The sequence below is a fragment of the Brachybacterium equifaecis genome (assembly GCF_023509525.1).
GTDB lineage: Bacteria > Actinomycetota > Actinomycetes > Actinomycetales > Dermabacteraceae > Brachybacterium > Brachybacterium equifaecis.
Map to the genome: position 1 here is coordinate 605,818 of NZ_JAKNCJ010000001.1, position 16,485 is coordinate 622,302.

Here is a 16,485-nt window from a genome sequence, read left to right on the forward strand (position 1 = left end):
CGCCTGCCAACAATGTAGTTGATCGATTCAACTATCGCGATGCGGGGTCTATTCCCGGCGCGGGGCGCTCAGCGGCGGGGTGCAGCCGGAGACGCACGCGTCGAGCGCGACGGGAAGACACCCGGCGAGCCTGTCGCATGCACCGCATCGGCACGTGAGAGTGAGGCCGCGGAGCGATCCTCCCGGTATGATCCCTGGCAGGCCCCCATCGTCTAGTGGCCTAGGACACCGCCCTTTCACGGCGGCGACACGGGTTCGAACCCCGTTGGGGGTACCGCGAGGCCCGCCCGCAGAGAATGCTCTGCAGGCGGGCCTCTTCTGCGCCCCGGGAGGCCGTCGGACCGCCCGCCGCGCACGCACCTGCGGCGTGCGATCTGTTTCACAGCCGATCTGGCGCGGGGCCCCCGAAACCTCCGGTAGAGTTATCGAGGTCGGAAACGCGCAAGCGAGTTCGACGGTTTGGCCCTGTAGCTCAGTTGGTTAGAGCGCCGCCCTGTCACGGCGGAGGTCGCCGGTTCAAGTCCGGTCAGGGTCGCACAGAGAAGGCCCCGGAGCGAGTGCTCCGGGGCCTTCTGCGTGGGCGAGCGCTTCGCGGGGCACGGCGCCCGGGCGCCGGACCGCGTCCCGCCGCGCGCGCAGCTCGCCCGACGCTGACGCCGATGCCGACGCCGTCGAGGTGGCCTCGCTCTCACTGGGCCGCCGGCGGTAGGCCAGGCCCCGCAGCGCTGGTACGATGATTCCCGGTCGCTGACGCGACCACGGCTCTGTAGCTCAGTTGGTAGAGCGTTCGACTGAAAATCGAAAGGTCACCGGATCGACGCCGGTCGGAGCCACTGAACCCCTTCCTAGCTTCTACATGGAAGGGGTTCTTCGCTGTCCGGGCCCGGTGCGCGCTCTCGCGCCCGCCCCTCAACCCGCGATCGCGAAGCCGCCGTCGGCTTCCGCCCCGCGCGCCGGCACCTCCCGCACCCGCACCCCGCTCACCCAAGCGGACACCGGGCCCTGGTGCGCCCACTCCACGAGCGCGTCGACCGCCGCATCCTCCCCTTCGGCCTCGAACTGCACGGAGCCGTCCAGCAGGTTCTTCACCCAGCCCTGCACCCCGAGCTCCCTGGCCTTCGCCTGCGTCGAGTACCGGAAGCCCACACCCTGCACCCGGCCGGTCACGTCGGCCCGCACCCGCTTCGCCATCGCGCTGCTCTCTCTCCGTAGAAGGTGGTGCCAGGCTACTCGGGCGGCTCCGGGAGCGGTCGAAGGGGCCGTCCACCCTCCGTTCACCCGGGCGTCACCGCCGGGTCCCCGATCTTTCGGGAATGTCGGCGCGCTCACTACGCTGAAGGCATCAGAGACGATCACCCACCTGGAGGGGGCCGGATGAGATCGAAGGCGACGGCCGGGATCATCGGCGGGGCGATCGTGATCGTCCTCGTGGTGCTGCTCGGCGTGGCGTACTTCAGCCGCTCCACGGGGTTCAACCCCTTCGGCGGCAGCACCGTCGAGGTGCGCGGGATCGTCGGCAGCGAGAAGGCCGACTTCTTCCGCGACCCCGAGGTGATCGCGCTGTTCGAGAAGCACGACCTCGCCGTCACCGTCGACACCGCGGGCTCCTGGGAGATGGGCCGCAAGCCCGGGCTGACCGAGACCTATGATTTCGCGTTCCCCGCCTCGGACGTCGCCGGCAGGCGCATCCAGCAGGAGAACCCGGATGCCACCCGATCGGTCTCCACGCCGTTCTTCTCCCCCATCGCGATCGCGACCTTCCAGCCCGTGCTCGACGTGCTCGCGCAGAACGGCGTCGCGACGAAGGTCGGCGATACCTGGCAGATCGACATGGACGCCTACCTCGCCCTCGTCTCCCAGGACACCCGCTGGAACCAGCTCGCCGGCAGCGAGGCCTACCCCTCCAGCCGCTCGGTGCTGTTCTCCTCCACCGACATCCGCTCCTCGAACTCAGCGGGCATGTACATGGCGCTGGCGAGCTACTCGCTGAACGGCGACGAGGTCGTCAGCACCCCTGAGCAGGCCTCCGCGCAGGTCGACCAGCTCAGCCGCCTGTTCATCGGGCAGGGCTACGCGCAGTCCTCCTCGGCCGGCCCCTTCGAGCGGTACCTCAGCCGCGGCGCGGGCGAAGCGCCGCTCGTCGTGATCTACGAGGGGCAGTTCTTCGCCGAGCAGGCACGGGAGAACTCGCGGATCACCGACCAGATGGTGCTCGCCTACCCCTCCCCCACGATCTTCTCCACCCACACCGGGGTCACGTTCTCCGAGGGCGGCGATGCGGTGATGCAGCTGCTCAGCGAGGATCCGGAGTTCGCGCGGCTGCTGGCCGAGCACGGCTTCCGCACCTCCGGCCCGAACGCCGGAGTGTTCGACCAGGTCGTCGCCGAGCACGGCCTGCAGGGCTCCTACCGCCCGGCCGGGGAGTTCGTCGACCTCGCCCAGATGCCCAGCTACGAGATCATGACCTACCTGCTCGAGACCATCGGGAGCCGCTATGAGATCCAGACGCCCTGAGCCCGCCCCGGTGCCATCGACCGCCGGGATCTCGCGCCGCAGCGTGCTGATGGCCGCCGCACCCGCCGCGGTGCTCCCGCTGGCGGCCTGCACCGGCGGGGGCGATGTGAGCGAGGAGAAGACCCTGACCGTGCTCGCGGGCTCCGAGATCCGCGATCTCGAGCCGCTCCTCGCGGAGATGGCCGAGTCCATCGGCTACGCCCTGGACATCACCTACCAGGGCACTCTCGACGGCACCGATGCTCTCGTCTCGGGCGGTCCGGGCGAGTACCAGGCGACATGGTTCCCCTCGAACTACTACCTCTCGCTCTTCCAGCAGTCCGCCGCGCTCATCGACCAGCAGAGCCCGATCATGAGCTCCCCGGTCGTCCTCGGCCTCACGTCCGAGGCCGCCGCCCGCCTCGGGTGGAGCGCCGCGCAGCCCCCCTCGTGGCAGGACCTCATCGAGGCGGTGCGCGCCGGGAGCCTCACCTTCGGGATGACGAGCCCGCTGTCCTCGAACTCCGGGTTCTCCACTCTGCTCGAGGCCGCGACGGCCCTCTCCGGCACGGGGACGGCCCTCGCCGCCGCCGACATCCCCGCCGTCGTCGAACCGCTGACCGCCTTCTCCGCCGGGCATGCGCTCACCGCCGGCAGCTCGGGCTGGCTCGCCGAGCGCTTCGCCGAGAACCCCGGCGCGGCCGACGGCATCTTCAACTACGAGAGCGTGCTGAGCGGGATGAGCATCGGCGGCCAGCCCCTGGTGCTCATCGCGCCGTCCGACGGCGTCGTCACCGCCGACTACCCCCTCACCCTGCTGAGCGGGGCGAGCGAGGAGGCGCGCACCGCATATCAGGCGATCGTCGCGCACCTGAGCAGCGAGGAGATCCAGCGCCGCATCGCCGAGACCACCCGGCGCCGCACCTCCACCACCACCGCCGGGGACGCCGTGGTCTTCGAAACCCCGTATCCCGCCTCGCTCGAGACCGTGCAGGCCCTGCTGCGCACCTGGTTCGAGCAGACCCGCAAGCCCTCGCGCATGTGGTTCCAGATCGACACCTCGGGGTCGATGGCCGGAGAGCGCCTGGAGGCGCTGAAGACCGCGCTCGGCGTGCTCACCGGTCGCGAGGCGCAATCGGCGAACGAGTCGCTACTGGCGCTGCAGCCCCGTGAGACCCTCACCATCCGCGAGTTCGACTCCGTGCTCGGTCCCGCGCACACCTTCAGCCTGAGCGAGGACCAGGACCCCGCCGGCGTGCACCGCGAGATGGACGCGATGATCGACTCCCTCGAGGCGGGCGGCGACACCGCCATCTACTCCTCCCTCGCGCAGATCCTCCAGGAGGCCGCCGGCGAGGCGACGCCCGAGACGTTCACCTCCGTGGTCGTCTTCACCGACGGCGAGAACACCGCCGGGATGGATCTGGCGGACTTCCGGAAGGCCTACAGCGCCGGTGAGTACAGTGCGGGAAGCTCCGACGGCGGCAGCATCCCGGTGTTCGCGATCGCCTTCGGCGAAGCGGATTCCCAGGAGCTCGCCGACCTGACGGAGCTCACCGGCGGGCGCGTGTTCGACGCCGGTGACGACCTGACCGCCGCCTTCCGAGAGATCCGCGGGTACCTGTGAGCACATCCCATCCAGAGCCGTCCGGCAGCGAGCCCGTGCGCCCGGGCGACCAGCCCCTGCCCTGGAAGGCGACCGACGAGAGCCGCGGGCACTGGGGGCCGCAGGGCGAGGCCGCCCGGGCCGGATCCTCCTCGCGCTCCCTCGCCGGCAGCGGCTCCCGCGCGCTCGTCGGCACCATCGAGGAGCCGACGTCAGGACCGGGAGTGCTGGGCGTCGGCGTGCCGATCGTCTCGGGCGGCCTCGCAGCGCTGACGAGCCTCGTGCTGGGCCTCGGCAACGTGTTCGCCGGCCCCATCGACACCGCGGTCGTCGCGGTGGCCGTCGGGTCGGCGATGGCGAGCGGCACGGCTCTGGTGATGCGGGCGCTGCGCCCGAAGCGCTCCGCGCTGGTCGCCTCGGCCGAGTCGATCACCGAGCAGACCCGCGCCGCGCTCGAGCAGGTCCTCCAGAACGTCACCGATGCCCGCGAGCGCGTGCGCACCCTGCGGGGCGCCTCCCCCGATCCGGTCGCCGCGCCCGTCCTCCAGGATGCCGACGCCCTGCTCGTGCGGATCGCCGCGCTCGTGAACACCGAAGGCATCCAGCAGCGCGAGCCGTTCGACGGCGACGTCATCATCCTCGGGGAGATGTCCGAGCGCTGGATCCCCGATCTCCTCGACTCCGCGAGCGACAACCTCAGATTCCTCGCCTCCTTCGCCGGCACCGCGCGCAGCGAGGCCATCGCGAACCTGGAGACCGTCCGTCGCGAGCTGCGCTCCCTCAGCGAGGGGCTCGAGGCGATCGAGCGCGACATCGTCAAGAGCGGCACTCGCGAGCTCGAGGTGCACAGCGAGTTCCTGCGCCGTCGGCTCGCGACCGAGGGCCCCGACCCCATCTTCGACGCCTGACCCGACCGATGATCCGCACTGTCCGTTCCGTCCGACCCGCCTGAGCCGTCGGCCGCCGACCTTCGCACCCACCGCACCGCCCACGAGGGCGGAAAGGAGATCCTCATGGACAAGCTCACCCCTCCCGCACCCGCGCCCGAGATCGTCCCCGCCGAGCCGGTCGAGCAGATCAGCGAGGAGAAGGCCGTCAAGCTGCTCTCCGACCTCCCCGCCTCCGAGCAGCAGGACCTCGAGGCGAAGGCCAGCACGTGGCTCGACACCGTGACCTCGATGAACCCGCACTCCCAGGAGTTCAAGGCGCAGGTCACCGCGATCGGGAACGTCGCCCGCCGCACCTTCGAGAGCACCGGCGGGACGTCCTCGCGCTTCATGTCGCAGTCGCTGCGCAGTGCGAAGGGCTCCGGCTCCGAGAGCCAGGCGAAGGTCGCCCAGGACCTGGTGAACCTCCGCACCACCATGGACGATCTCGCGCCGACGGAGGACACCTTCGCCCAGCGCGCCCTCTCCATCATCCCCGGCATGAACGCCGTCACGCGCTACTTCCGCGGCTACGAGTCCAATCAGAAGCAGCTCTCCCACGTGCTGACCTCTCTCGCCCACGGCCAGGAGATGCTCCTGCGCGACAACGCCGAGCTGGCCGTGGAGCGCCGCACCCTGTGGGAGGACCTCCACAACCTGCAGAAGGCCGCGCACCTGCTGAGCCTGCTGGACGACCAGGTGGTGCGCCGCGGTTCCGAGGCGCGCGCCGCGGGCAAGACCGAGGTGGCCGACGGGCTCGAGAAGGACGTCCTGTTCGCAGTGCGCCAGCGCCGCCAGGACATCACCACGCAGATCGCCGTGACCGTCCAGGCCTACATGGCGATGGGCCTCATCGAGGACAACAACACCAAGCTCATGCAGGGCGTCGAGCGGGCGCGCACCACCACGGTCACCGCTCTGCGCACCGCCGTGATGACCGCGCAGGCGCTCGAGAACCAGAAGATCGTCCTGGACCAGATCGACGCGATCAACGCGACCACGAACGACCTCATCAACCGCACCTCCGACATGCTCGCCTCGAACACGGTGCGCATCCAGGAGCAGGCCTCGAACCCGGGCGTCGCCACGGAGACCCTGCAGCGGGCCTTCGACTCGCTGTTCACCACCATGGACGGCATCGACGCGTTCCGCACGAAGGCGAACGAGAACTTCCTGATCACCGTCTCCGAGCTGGAGAAGCAGGTCGAGCGCGCACAGCCCTACATGCGCCGCATGCAGGGCACGGCCGATGAGCAGATCGGCCAGATCAGCTCCGCCTCCGACCTCCTCGAGATCGAGGACTGAGCCGGGGCCCATCGCGAGTGTCAGCTGGCGAGGCGAAATGGATCGTTCTCGCCTCGCCGGCTGGCACTCGCCGTTCCGAACGGGCCAGACTCACCGCCGGTTCTGGCGCAGGCTCTCCAGGAGGGGCTCGAGCTCGGCCTCGGTCTCGTCCTCGAGGTCGATGTCCACGGTGACGTCCACTTCCTCGGACTCGTGCTCCGGCTCGTCCCAGGCGCTGCGCATCGTGAGATCGGAGTCGCCGTGGCGGTGGGAGACGACGTTCGTGGGCACGGCGGAGTCCTCGTCCCGCCCGGTCCCGGAGTCGAGCTCGTCGACGAAGCCGTCGTCGTCGAGGTCCTCGTCCATGTCGTCGGCGAGCCTCGGGGTGAGGTCGTCGACCGCGTAGTGCAGCCCGCTGACGAAGCCGCGGCGGAACGCGGCGCGGCCCACCATCGTGCTGGAAATCGTCACGGTCACCATCTGCACCAGCACCACGACCAGGAGCATCCCCGCCACGGGCCAGCTGCCCGCGATGAGGGCCGCACCCGCCAGGATCAGCAGCAGCCCGAGCAGCTGGGTCTTCGACGCCGCGTGCATGCGCATCAGCACGTCGCGGAATCGCTGCACGCCGATCGAGGCGATGATCGCGAGGGTGACGCCCGCGCCCATGAGGACCAGGCCGATCACATCTGCTGCGTTCACAGGACTCCCTCCTCCTCGGACGCGCCGCGCACCGTGCCGCCGCGGGGCATCGGACCGCCGCTCGCGGCGTCCGCGCCGACTTCCTCCGAGGGCCCCGGCTCCGGGCCGGTGCGATGCGGTGCGTCCTCGGCCGATTCCGCGCCGTCGATCGGATCCGCCTCGCCGGCAACCTCCGCATCACCGGCCGCCTCCGACTGCTCGCCAGCCGCCTGCGCGTCAGCGAGATGCGCGGGATCCCCCGCGTCGCCGCGAGCGTCCTGCCCCTGGAACTCGCCGGGCGTCGCCTCACGGCCCACGAAGCGGGCGACGGCCAGGGTGCCGAGGAACCCGAGGCCCGTCAGCGAGAGCATCGCGGGGATCGCGTAGGCGGTGCCGCTCGCGGCCGTGTAGAGGCCGAGCGCGGCGACCACCAGCACCAGGATCATGTCGGAGCCGACGGCCCGGTCCAGGATCGTGGGCCCGGTGATCATGCGCGCCACGGTGATCACGGCGGCGATGCCGAGCCCGCAGGCCATGACGATGAGCCAGAAGGTCATGCTCATGCCAGACCCGCCTCCTTCAGGACGTCGCGGCGCGCGAGGGCCCGCAGCAGCCGGTGCTCCTGCTCCCGCACGCGCACGCGGGCGGCCTCCGCCTCCTCGGGCGTCTCGGCGCCGATCACGTGCAGGAAGATCGTGCCGGTGCCGCGCTGCGCCTCGACGACCACGGAGCCGGGGATCAGCGTGGAGAGGCCCGCGGTGATGGTGAGGAACAGATCGGAGCGCGAGGCCATCTGGACCGCGATCACGGACGCGCCCGGCTGCTCTCCCGGCCGGATCGCGTACCAGGCGATCTGCACGGCGGAGACGACCATGTCGAACAGGAACTTCGCGACGAACCAGATGAAGGCCAGCGGCCGCAGGCTCAGCTCGCGGCTGATCGAGGGCATCGGGAACAGGATGTGCACGATCGCGGTGGCGAGGAGGCCGCCGGCGATGTCCTGGAAGGAGAAGCCGCCCCACAGCAGGCACCAGAAGACGACCGCGATGAGGATGTCGAGCCAGTGATCGGCGAGGCGCCGTGCGCGCTGGATCATCGCTCCACCACCCGGCCGCCGTCATCGTCGATCCGGTACACGAGGTCGCCGGCCGCCTGGTCGCCGAGGACTGCACTCACGTAAGGGCTGCGGTCCATGATCGAGACGGCGGCGTCGTCGGCGAAGGACAGCAGGGGGCCGGCGGCGAAGGTGAAGACGAGGGACAGGCCCACCAGGGCCATGGTGGCGCCGTGCATGACCTTCGGGATCGGGGCGGGGTCGGAGGCCATGTCCTCGGGCGGGCTCTGCCAGAACGCGCGGTTCCAGACCTTCGCGATCGCGTACAGCGTGAGCAGGCTGGTGAGGACGCTGACGCCGACGAGGGTCCACGAGGCGGCGGTGCCGTTCTCGATGCCCGCCTCCACGAGGCCCACCTTGCCGATGAACCCGGACATCGGCGGGATGCCGGCGAGGTTCATGGCGGGGATCAAGAACAGGATCGCGATGAGCGGCGCCGTCTTCGCCAGGCCCCCCAGGCGCGCGAGGTTCGTGGTGCCGCCGCGCCGCTCGATCAGCCCGGCCGCGAGGAACAGCGTGGACTGCACGGTGATGTGGTGGGCGACGTAGAAGACCGTCGAGGCCATCGCGAGGCGGGTGCTCATGCCGATGCCGAACAGCATGAACCCCATGTGGGAGACCAGGGTGAAGGACAGCACGCGCTTGAGGTCGGTCTGCGCGACGGCGCCGAGGATCCCGACCACGAGGCTGAGCCCGGCGGCCGCCAGCAGCAGGTTCTCGAGCTGCGAGTAGGGGAACAGCAGGGTCTCCAGGCGGATGATCGCGTAGATGCCGACCTTCGTCAGCAGGCCCGCGAACACGGCGGTCACGGGCGCGGGGGCCGTCGGGTAGGAGTCGGGCAGCCAGGCGCTCAGGGGGAAGATCGCGGCCTTGATCGCGAACGCCAGGAGGAGCACGAGCTCCAGGGCCATGCGGGTGCCGTCGGGCAGCTGGTCCAGCCTCACCGCGGCGAGCGCCATGTTCACGGTGCCGACCGCCGCGTACACCGCCGCGACGCCCACCAGGAAGATCACCGAGCTGATGAGCGAGACGATGACGTAGGTCGTCGCCGCGCGGATGCGGCTCGCGGAGCCGCCGACGGTGAGCAGCACATAGCTCGCTGCCAGCAGGATCTCGAAGCTGACGTAGAGGTTGAACAGGTCGCCGGCGAGGAAGGCGTTGCTCACCCCCGCCACGAGCACCAGATAGGTGGGGTGGAAGACCGCGACGGGCGCCTTGTCGGAGCTCTCGGAGACCGCCTGCGCGCTCGAGTAGATGAGCACTGCGAGGGTGACGGCGCTGGAGATGACCAGCATCAGCGCGGTGAGGCGGTCGGCGACCAGCACGATCCCGAGCTGCGGGGTCCAGGTGCCGATCTGCAGCACCATCGTGCCGACGTCCGCGATGTGGAAGGCGAGCACGAGGGACACCGCGAGGATCGCGGCGAGGGTGAGGATCGTCAGCCACAGCTGCACGCGCACGTGGTGGCGCAGCAGGAGCGCGAAGGCGGCGCCGCCGAGCGGGAGGAGGGTGGGCAGGGCGAGCAGCATCTCGATGCTCATGGGCGCTCCTCCTCCTTCTGGGCGGCGATGGCCGGATCGGCCGTGGCGGGGTGCTCGTCGAGGGTCTCGATCTCGTCGATCTCCTCCTCGTGGTCGCCGGCGTCGGTCGCCGGGCCGGTCCCCGGGAGGATCCCGTGCTGGGTCTCGGCGGCCGCCGGGCCGGAGCCGTGCCACTGGGCCGAGGGGTCCTCGAAGCCGTCGGCGGGATCGTCGGGGCCGTCGTCCTCCCACTCGTCGGCCTCGGTGGCGTCCTGGGGGGCGTCCTCGGGGCTCGAGAGGTCCGAGGACAGAGGATCGTCGTCGTCCCCGTCGCCGCCCGTCGGGCGCCCGAGGCCCTGGCTCACGGCCAGGGCGCCGCGGCGGGCGTCCTCGTCGAGGGCGTCGGCCCAGCCGACGGACTGTCCGCGGCCCCCGTTGCGGCGGCGCGAGCGGCGCAGCACCCGGCGGTCCTCGACGTCGTCGGGCACCTCGTCATGGCCGAACAGCTGCCAGGCGCGGTACGCGAGCGCCATCACCAGCGCCGTCACGCCGAGGGTGATGACGATGGCGGTGAGGACCATCGCGAAGGGCAGAGGGTCCGACATCTCCGAGGGGTCCCCGGTGCCCTCGAACGGCGGGAGACCGCGCGGGCCCGCGGCGATGATGTAGAGCAGGTTGACCCCGTTGCCCAGCAGCACGAAGCCGATGATGATGCGCGTCAGGGTGCGCTCGAGCATGAGGTAGATGCCGCAGGCGATCATCACGCCGGCGGTCAGAATGAGGGCGAGGCTAACGGGCATCGAGCTCGGCCTCCTGGTGCTTGTCGATCTGGGAGCCGAGGCTGCGGAGGATGTCGAGCATGAGGCCGACCACCACGAGGTACACGCCGGCGTCGAACACGAGGGCGCTCGGCAGGTGCACCTCGCCCAGCAGCGCCACGTGCAGCACGGGCGTCGCGGTGGTGAAGATGTTGCCGCCGAGCAGCAGCGGCAGCACTGCCGAGACCACGGCGAGCGCCATCCCGCTGCCGAGGATCAGTCCCGGCTGCAGGGGCATGGCCTCGTTGAGCTCGTAGCGGCCGCCGGCGAGGTAGCGCAGGGTCAGGCCGAGGCCGGCGACGAGGCCGCCGGCGAACCCGCCGCCGGGGGCGTTGTGCCCGGCCATCAGCAGGTAGATCGACAGCATCATGATCAGCGGGAACGCGATGCGGGTGAGGACCTCGAGGATCACCATGCGGCGCTCGGGCGCGAGGGTGCGGCCGGCCGACAGCCACGTGCGCCAGCGGTTGCCGGTGACCTCCTCGGGCCGGATATCGAAGTCCAGGACGTTGCGGGGCAGGTTCTCGCGGGCGGTGCGGCGCCAGATGCCTCCGTTGCCCGCGATCTTGACGTCGCGGGCGCGGGCCACGCGGGTCTCGCGCTGGGTGACGAACACGAGCGAGGCGATGCCGGTGGCGACCACCAGCAGCACGGAGATCTCCCCCATCGTGTCCCACACGCGCGCATCCACCAGGGTCACGTTGACGACGTTGTGGCCGCCGCCGATCGTGTACGCCGGCTCGATCATCTGCGGGCCCATGGGGGCGGCGGTGCGGGCCGCGGCCGCATACACGGTCACGCCGACGAGCGCCGCCGCGGTGCCGATCGCGATGACCCAGCGCACCCAGCGGTCCAGTCGCAGCGGGCGGCGGGAGAAGTGCACGGGCAGTCGGCGCAGCACCAGCACCAGCACGACCGTCATGATCGCCTCCACCAGCACCTGGGTGGTGGCGACGTCGGGAGCGCCCCAGAGCATGAAGTAGATCGCGGCCACGAAGCCGGTCACGGTCACCAGCAGCACGGCGCGCAGGCGCCGGCGCGAGCGGGCGGTGCCGATCGCCGCGATCGCCGCGATCACGAGCAGCAGCCATTCCACCGGCGAGCTGTGGGCGACGATGTTCGCGGGCAGCGGGGCCTGGCTGAGCAGGATCGGAGCGGTCAGCGCGATCAGCACCACGAACGCGGTGCCGAGGGTGAAGGGCAGCGATCCGCGCTGGTACAGCGGGGTGATCGTCACGGCCACGAGGTCGACCCCGCGCATGAGGCGGCGGAATCCGCGCTCGGCGTCGGTCCACTCCGCGAGGCGGCCGCCGGCCCAGCGGTCCGGGGTCACGGCGCGCTGGAGCTTCTCGAACGGCCGCGCGAGCGCGATCAGCGCGGCGCCTGCGCCGAGGGTGACGGCGCTCAGCAGCAGCGGCACTCCCCAGTGCGGGATCACGGCGAGATGCACGCCGTTGTCGGGGCCGGGCACTGCGCCCGCGATCTCGCGCAGCACCTCCTCGAGCGGATGCGCGAGGGCCAGCAGGCCCAGGGTCGCCGCGGCGATCGCCGCCGGCGGCAGCCAGAACCCGGCGGGGATCGCGGCGGCCCGCACCGGGGCGGCTCCGCGTGCGGACCCGAAGGCGCCGTTCACGAAGCGCCACGAGTAGGCCACCGTCAGCACCGAGCCGGCGACGAGCACGCCGAGCAGCACGCGCTGCCAGGTGCCGCCGTACCAGAGCGCCGTGTAGATGCTCTCCTTGGCGAGGAAGCCGTACAGGGGCGGCACCGCGGCCATGGAGGCGGCGGAGAGGATGCCGATGCCGGCGACCACGGGGGCGACGCGCCCGACGCCCGCGAGCATGCGCAGATCGCGGGTGCCGAACTTCTTGTCGATGGTGCCGACCACCATGAACAGCGGCGCCTTGAAGACCGCATGGGCGATGAGCATCGCCGTCGCGGCGAGCACCGCATCATGCGTGGCGAGGCCCGCGACCGCCATGAGGAATCCGAGCTGGGAGACGGTGCCGTAGGCGAGCAGGAGCTTGATGTCGGTCTGCCGCAGGGCGCGCCAGCCGCCGAGCAGCATCGTCGCCCCGCCGAGCACGCAGAGGATGATCTGCACGCTCGGCAGATGCGCGATACCCGGGGCGAGGCGCAGGATCAGGTAGATGCCGGCCTTCACCATCGCTGCCGCGTGGAGGTAGGAGGAGACGGGGGTGGGCGCGGCCATCGCCCCGGGGAGCCAGAAGTGCGTGGGCACCATCGCCGATTTGCTCACCGCGCCGGCGACGACCAGCAGCGTCGCGATGAGCACGTAGGCGTCGGCCCCGCTCCACATGCCGGAGTCGAGGATTCCCGAGATGCGCAGGGTCCCTGCGCGCTCCCCCAGCATCAGCAGGCCGACGAACATCGCGAGCCCGCCCGCGGTCGTCGAGATCAGGGCGTTCATCGCGGCGCGGCGCGAGGACTGCTTCTCGGCGTAGTGGCCGATCAGGAGGTAGGAGAAGATCGTCGTGAGCTCCCAGAACAGGTAGAGCATCATGACGTCGTCGGCCAGCACGAGGCCGACCATCGCCCCGGCGAAGGCCGTCAGCACGGCGGCGAATCGGCCGAGCCCCGGCTCGGAGTCCTTGAAGTAGCGGGCGCAGTACGCGAGGACCAGGGCGCCGATGCCGGTCGCGATCAGCGCGAGCACCCAGCTCAGGGGGTCGAGGCGGAAGGCGAGCTCGATGTCGAACACGGGGATCCATGGGACCGCGGTCTCCAGCGGCGCATGGGCGAGCGCGAAGGGGTTCTGCACGGCGAGCCAGAGCGCGCTCACGGCGGGCACGAGGGCCAGGATGTAGAAGGCATTGCGTCCCAGAGCCCGCACCAGCGGCGCGCCGATCAGGGCGGCCGCGAAGTGGGCGAACAGGACAGCAAGCACGGAGTCTCCATCCGAGACGGCGTAGGGGGATGAGGCGAGTTTATCGTGCCCGCCTGGACGCCCTTGGCCCGCCCGGGACCGGCGGTGCCTAGAGTGTGCGCATGTCCTCCCTCTCCGCCGCGCCGGCCCCTGCCCCGCGCCGCGCCGTCGTCTCCTTCGCCCTGTGGGACGGCGGGATGTCCGCCTTCAGCTCGGTGATCCTCACGTTCGTCTTCGCCACCTACGTCACCAGCGGCGTCGCCGCGGCGGGCATCGAGGGCGAGGCCGCGATCACGGCCGCGCAGGCCCACGGCGCGCAGGTCCTCTCGAGCTGGCAGGCCGCGGGCGCCGTCGTCATCGCCCTGCTCGCTCCGCTCCTGGGCAATCTGGCCGACGCGCGCGGCGCGCGCAACACGCTCCTGCGCATCACCACGCTCGCGACCGTGGCGGCGGTCGCGCTGATGCCCCTCGTGGCCTACGACCGCGCCTACCTCGGGCTCGGCGCCGCGCTGATCGCGCTCGCGCTCGTCTTCTCCGAGCTCGCGGGCGTGTTCGTGAACTCGGTGCTGCCGGAGATCTCCACGCCCCAGAACCGCGGCCGGGTCTCCGGGACCGCGTGGGCGGTCGGGTACTGGGGCTCGATCGGGTGCCTCGCCCTCGTGCTCGTGCTGTTCGTGATGCCCGGCACCGGGCTGCTCGGCATCACGTCCGACAACGGCTGGAACCTGCGGGCGATCCCGATCTTCGTCGCGCTGTGGATCCTCGCGGGCACGCTCCCGCTCATGCTGTGGGCCCCGCGGCATCCCCCGCGCGCGGGCGGCCCGCAGCGCTGGACCCCGTGGCAGGGCTACGCCCAGATCGGCCGACGCGCCGCGCGCGCTCTGCGCGAGGAACCCGTGATGCTCGCCTACCTCGTGGCCTCGGCGATCTACCGCGACGGCCTCGGCGCGGTGTTCAGCGTCGCCGGCGTGCTCGCCGCCGTGTCCTACGGCTTCTCCACCACGGAGGTGATCGTCTTCGGCATCGCCGCGAACCTCGTGGCCGGGTTCGGCGTGTTCCTGGGCGGCCGGGCCGACGACCGCTTCGGCCCGCGGCGCATCATCATCGCGGGCTGCGCGGGCATCATCGCCGTCGGCTCGCTGATCCTGGCGTTCGACTCGAAGGCGGTGTTCTGGGCGGCCGGTCTCGCGATCTGCCTGTTCGTCGGGCCCGTGCAGTCCTCCTCGCGCACCCTCCTCACCCGCCTCTCGCAGCCGGGCCGGGAGACCGAGAACTTCGGGCTCTACGCGACCACGGGCCGGGCCCTCGGGTTCCTCGGCACTGCCGCGTTCGCGATCACCGTGGGGCTCTTCGGGGACACCCGCATGGGCATCCTCGGCATTCTCATCGTGATCATGCTCGGGCTGATCGCCTTCGTGCCGATCCGGCTGGGCGCAGCGGGCCGGGCCGGGGATCCCGCGGCCGACGGGGCGCTCGTGCGCTGAGGCTCCGGCCGGGCCGCTCAGACGAGGTCGGCGGGGTCCACCAGGAACCCCTCGAGATCCACCACGTAGCCGCCGACGGCCTCGACGATGACGCCCGCGATGCGCCCGGCCCGTCGGTAGACCTGCTCCCAGCGCGCCGCGATCTCGGGCGAGGGCCGCTCGAGGGACTCCTCGGGCTCGTCGGCCAGCAGGTGCACGATCTGGTAGTCCACGGCCCTGCGCAGCCAGGGGACGGCGGCGAGCGCCACCGGCTTCACGCTGGGGCCGAGGCGCACGAGCAGCTCATCGTCCTCGCGCTCGTCGGCGGGCAGGCCGATCTGCGTGGGATCGGTGCCGAAGCTCAGGGCCGCGTCGTCCTGCGCGCGCAGGGAGAGCGGGATCGCGATCACGTAGCCGGTGGTGTCCACCCCGGGCGGCGGGACCTCCAGGTGCGCCTCCGGCTCGATGGCCTGCAGCAGCGCCAGGAGATCCCCCGCGATCAGCGGATTCGGGCTGACGACGCTCAGGTCGCGCACCGAGAACGGGTGCGGGGCCAGGCGCTCCCCGCCGTCCGTCACCACTGCACCCCGGAAGCGGCGTGCGAGCGACACGGCGAGGTCCAGCAGCTCGCGCTCCTCGCCGAAGGGGATGCCGAGCGGGAAGGCACGAGCGTAGCCGCGGGAGTCGGGCGGAGGGTGCGGATCCTGGGCCTCGCGCGAGCGGGGAGCGTGCAGGGTCCAGACGCTGGGCGTCGCCGCGTCCTGCACGAGCCGCGCTCCCCCGCCGAGGTCGATCCCCTCGAGATCCTCGCGTGCATCCGGGCGCACGCTGCGGATCATGGCGAGCACCGCTGCGGGATCGGTGCCTGCGGGAAGCTCGAGGCGGTGCTGGGCGATCTCCGCAGCCGCGCCGCTCACCCGCGGTCCGCTTCGATGCGGGTGCGGTGGAAGTTCAGGTGCGAGCGCGAGGCCGTCGGGCCGCGCTGGCCGCTGTAGCGGTTGAGGTTCCCGGCGCTGCCGTAGGGGTTCTCGGCGGCCGAGGACAGCCGGAAGAAGCACAGCTGGCCGATCTTCATCCCGGGCCACAGCGCCACCGGGAGGGTCGCCATGTTGGAGAGCTCGAGAGTGATGTGGCCCGTGAAACCGGGGTCGATGAACCCCGCGGTCGAGTGGGTCAGCAGTCCGAGGCGGCCCAGCGAGCTCTTGCCCTCGAGGCGCGCGGCGACGTCATCCGGCAGCGAGACCTGCTCGTACGTCGAGGCGAGCACGAACTCCCCGGGGTGCAGCATGTACGGCTCGTCGGGCTCCACCGCGACCTCGCGGGTGAGGTCTGCCTGCTCGACGGCGGGGTCGATGAAGGCGTGCTTGTGGTTGTCGAACTGCCGGAAGAACCTGTCGATCCGCACATCCACGGACGCAGGCTGGATCATCGCGGCGTCGAAGGGGTCCAGTCGGACCCTCCCGGCCTCGATCTGGGCACGGATGTCGCGATCGCTGAGCAGCACGCGGCCACTGTAGCGCCCGGAGCCGCAACGGGCCTGCGGCCAGCGGGTTTCCGTCTCCCAGGCCGGGCGCGCTATGCTGGCCGAGCACATCACGCGGATGTAGTTCAATGGTAGAACTTCAGCTTCCCAAGCTGATAGCGCGGGTTCGATTCCCGTCATCCGCTCTCGCTGACCTGGGCCGCGGCTCCC

General features: G+C 71.2%; 14 protein-coding genes and 4 tRNA genes. 9 read left to right on the top strand and 9 right to left on the bottom strand.

The window, feature by feature from the left end; translation table 11 throughout:
* Window positions 1-201 precede the first annotated feature (201 nt).
* The 3 genes from Bequi_RS02810 to Bequi_RS02820 all read left to right on the top strand — a co-directional run bounded on the left by Bequi_RS02810 (window position 202) and on the right by Bequi_RS02820 (window position 833).
* Window positions 202-274, top strand: a tRNA-Glu gene (locus tag Bequi_RS02810).
* Between the two features lie 187 nt (window positions 275-461).
* Window positions 462-535 (top strand) — tRNA-Asp (locus Bequi_RS02815).
* A 225-nt stretch (window positions 536-760) separates the two neighbouring features.
* A tRNA-Phe gene (locus Bequi_RS02820) sits at window positions 761-833 on the top strand.
* A 76-nt stretch (window positions 834-909) separates the two neighbouring features.
* Here Bequi_RS02820 and Bequi_RS02825 read toward each other — a convergent pair.
* A complete protein-coding gene (locus Bequi_RS02825) occupies window positions 910-1,191 on the bottom strand; it encodes an acylphosphatase (protein WP_249736432.1) in 282 nt (93 codons plus the stop codon).
* 183 nt (window positions 1,192-1,374) lie between these two features.
* Here Bequi_RS02825 and Bequi_RS02830 point away from each other — a divergent pair, with 183 nt between their 5' ends.
* The 4 genes from Bequi_RS02830 to Bequi_RS02845 all read left to right on the top strand — a co-directional run bounded on the left by Bequi_RS02830 (window position 1,375) and on the right by Bequi_RS02845 (window position 6,330).
* Window positions 1,375-2,514: a hypothetical protein gene (locus tag Bequi_RS02830; protein WP_249736433.1), complete on the top strand. Its 1,140-nt coding sequence runs from the start codon at window positions 1,375-1,377 to the stop codon at window positions 2,512-2,514.
* A gap of 10 nt (window positions 2,515-2,524) precedes the next feature.
* Complete coding sequence (locus Bequi_RS02835; protein WP_249736434.1) at window positions 2,525-4,120, top strand: VWA domain-containing protein; 1,596 nt, start codon at window positions 2,525-2,527, stop codon at window positions 4,118-4,120.
* Window positions 4,117-5,007 carry a hypothetical protein gene (locus Bequi_RS02840; RefSeq protein ID WP_249736435.1) on the top strand — a complete coding sequence of 297 codons (891 nt, stop codon included), beginning with the start codon at window positions 4,117-4,119 and terminating at the stop codon, window positions 5,005-5,007. The genes Bequi_RS02835 and Bequi_RS02840 overlap by 4 nt, the downstream gene beginning before the upstream one ends.
* A gap of 105 nt (window positions 5,008-5,112) precedes the next feature.
* Window positions 5,113-6,330, top strand: a complete 1,218-nt coding sequence (locus Bequi_RS02845; RefSeq protein ID WP_249736436.1) for a toxic anion resistance protein — start codon at window positions 5,113-5,115, stop codon at window positions 6,328-6,330.
* A 90-nt stretch (window positions 6,331-6,420) separates the two neighbouring features.
* Here the strand turns inward: Bequi_RS02845 and Bequi_RS02850 are convergent, their stop codons facing one another.
* The 6 genes from Bequi_RS02850 to Bequi_RS02875 are packed head-to-tail and all read right to left on the bottom strand — an operon-like array spanning window position 6,421 to window position 13,350.
* Window positions 6,421-7,011 (bottom strand): cation:proton antiporter, encoded by a 591-nt coding sequence (locus Bequi_RS02850; protein ID WP_249736437.1) that lies wholly within the window; start codon window positions 7,009-7,011, stop codon window positions 6,421-6,423.
* Window positions 7,008-7,553: an MrpF/PhaF family protein gene (locus tag Bequi_RS02855; protein ID WP_249736438.1), complete on the bottom strand. Its 546-nt coding sequence runs from the start codon at window positions 7,551-7,553 to the stop codon at window positions 7,008-7,010. Before Bequi_RS02855 ends, Bequi_RS02850 begins: the two co-directional genes overlap by 4 nt.
* A complete protein-coding gene (locus Bequi_RS02860) occupies window positions 7,550-8,086 on the bottom strand; it encodes a Na+/H+ antiporter subunit E (RefSeq protein ID WP_249736439.1) in 537 nt (178 codons plus the stop codon). Before Bequi_RS02860 ends, Bequi_RS02855 begins: the two co-directional genes overlap by 4 nt.
* Complete coding sequence (locus Bequi_RS02865; protein WP_249736440.1) at window positions 8,083-9,645, bottom strand: Na+/H+ antiporter subunit D; 1,563 nt, start codon at window positions 9,643-9,645, stop codon at window positions 8,083-8,085. Before Bequi_RS02865 ends, Bequi_RS02860 begins: the two co-directional genes overlap by 4 nt.
* The gene (locus Bequi_RS14345; RefSeq protein WP_347271961.1) at window positions 9,642-10,424 is read right to left on the bottom strand and encodes a Na(+)/H(+) antiporter subunit C; all 783 of its coding nucleotides are present in this window, start codon (window positions 10,422-10,424) and stop codon (window positions 9,642-9,644) included. The genes Bequi_RS02865 and Bequi_RS14345 overlap by 4 nt, the downstream gene beginning before the upstream one ends.
* The gene (locus Bequi_RS02875; RefSeq protein WP_249736441.1) at window positions 10,414-13,350 is read right to left on the bottom strand and encodes a Na+/H+ antiporter subunit A; all 2,937 of its coding nucleotides are present in this window, start codon (window positions 13,348-13,350) and stop codon (window positions 10,414-10,416) included. The genes Bequi_RS14345 and Bequi_RS02875 overlap by 11 nt, the downstream gene beginning before the upstream one ends.
* Before the next feature lie 101 nt (window positions 13,351-13,451).
* On the opposite strand from Bequi_RS02875, the gene Bequi_RS02880 reads away from it, so the two are divergent.
* The gene (locus Bequi_RS02880; RefSeq protein WP_249736442.1) at window positions 13,452-14,813 is read left to right on the top strand and encodes an MFS transporter; all 1,362 of its coding nucleotides are present in this window, start codon (window positions 13,452-13,454) and stop codon (window positions 14,811-14,813) included.
* 17 nt (window positions 14,814-14,830) lie between these two features.
* On the opposite strand, the gene Bequi_RS02885 is transcribed toward Bequi_RS02880, so the two are convergent.
* Entirely contained in the window at window positions 14,831-15,709 is an 879-nt protein-coding gene (locus tag Bequi_RS02885) for a hypothetical protein (protein WP_249736443.1), read from the bottom strand.
* Window positions 15,706-16,296: a dCTP deaminase gene (gene dcd / locus Bequi_RS02890; protein WP_249736444.1), complete on the bottom strand. Its 591-nt coding sequence runs from the start codon at window positions 16,294-16,296 to the stop codon at window positions 15,706-15,708. The genes Bequi_RS02885 and dcd overlap by 4 nt, the downstream gene beginning before the upstream one ends.
* A 93-nt stretch (window positions 16,297-16,389) precedes the next feature.
* Here dcd and Bequi_RS02895 point away from each other — a divergent pair.
* Window positions 16,390-16,460 (top strand) — tRNA-Gly (locus Bequi_RS02895).
* Window positions 16,461-16,485 lie beyond the last annotated feature (25 nt).

Bases quoted from the DNA above. Each gene is read 5' to 3' on its own strand.
- Bequi_RS02880 (WP_249736442.1), top strand. From the start codon at position 13,452: ATGTCCTCCCTCTCCGCCGCGCCGGCCCCTGCCCCGCGCCGCGCCGTC.
- Bequi_RS14345 (WP_347271961.1), bottom strand. From the start codon at position 10,424: ATGCCCGTTAGCCTCGCCCTCATTCTGACCGCCGGCGTGATGATCGCC.
- Bequi_RS02855 (WP_249736438.1), bottom strand. From the start codon at position 7,553: ATGAGCATGACCTTCTGGCTCATCGTCATGGCCTGCGGGCTCGGCATC.
- Bequi_RS02825 (WP_249736432.1), bottom strand. From the start codon at position 1,191: ATGGCGAAGCGGGTGCGGGCCGACGTGACCGGCCGGGTGCAGGGTGTG.
- Bequi_RS02830 (WP_249736433.1), top strand. From the start codon at position 1,375: ATGAGATCGAAGGCGACGGCCGGGATCATCGGCGGGGCGATCGTGATC.
- Bequi_RS02865 (WP_249736440.1), bottom strand. From the start codon at position 9,645: ATGAGCATCGAGATGCTGCTCGCCCTGCCCACCCTCCTCCCGCTCGGC.
- Bequi_RS02860 (WP_249736439.1), bottom strand. From the start codon at position 8,086: ATGATCCAGCGCGCACGGCGCCTCGCCGATCACTGGCTCGACATCCTC.
- Bequi_RS02845 (WP_249736436.1), top strand. From the start codon at position 5,113: ATGGACAAGCTCACCCCTCCCGCACCCGCGCCCGAGATCGTCCCCGCC.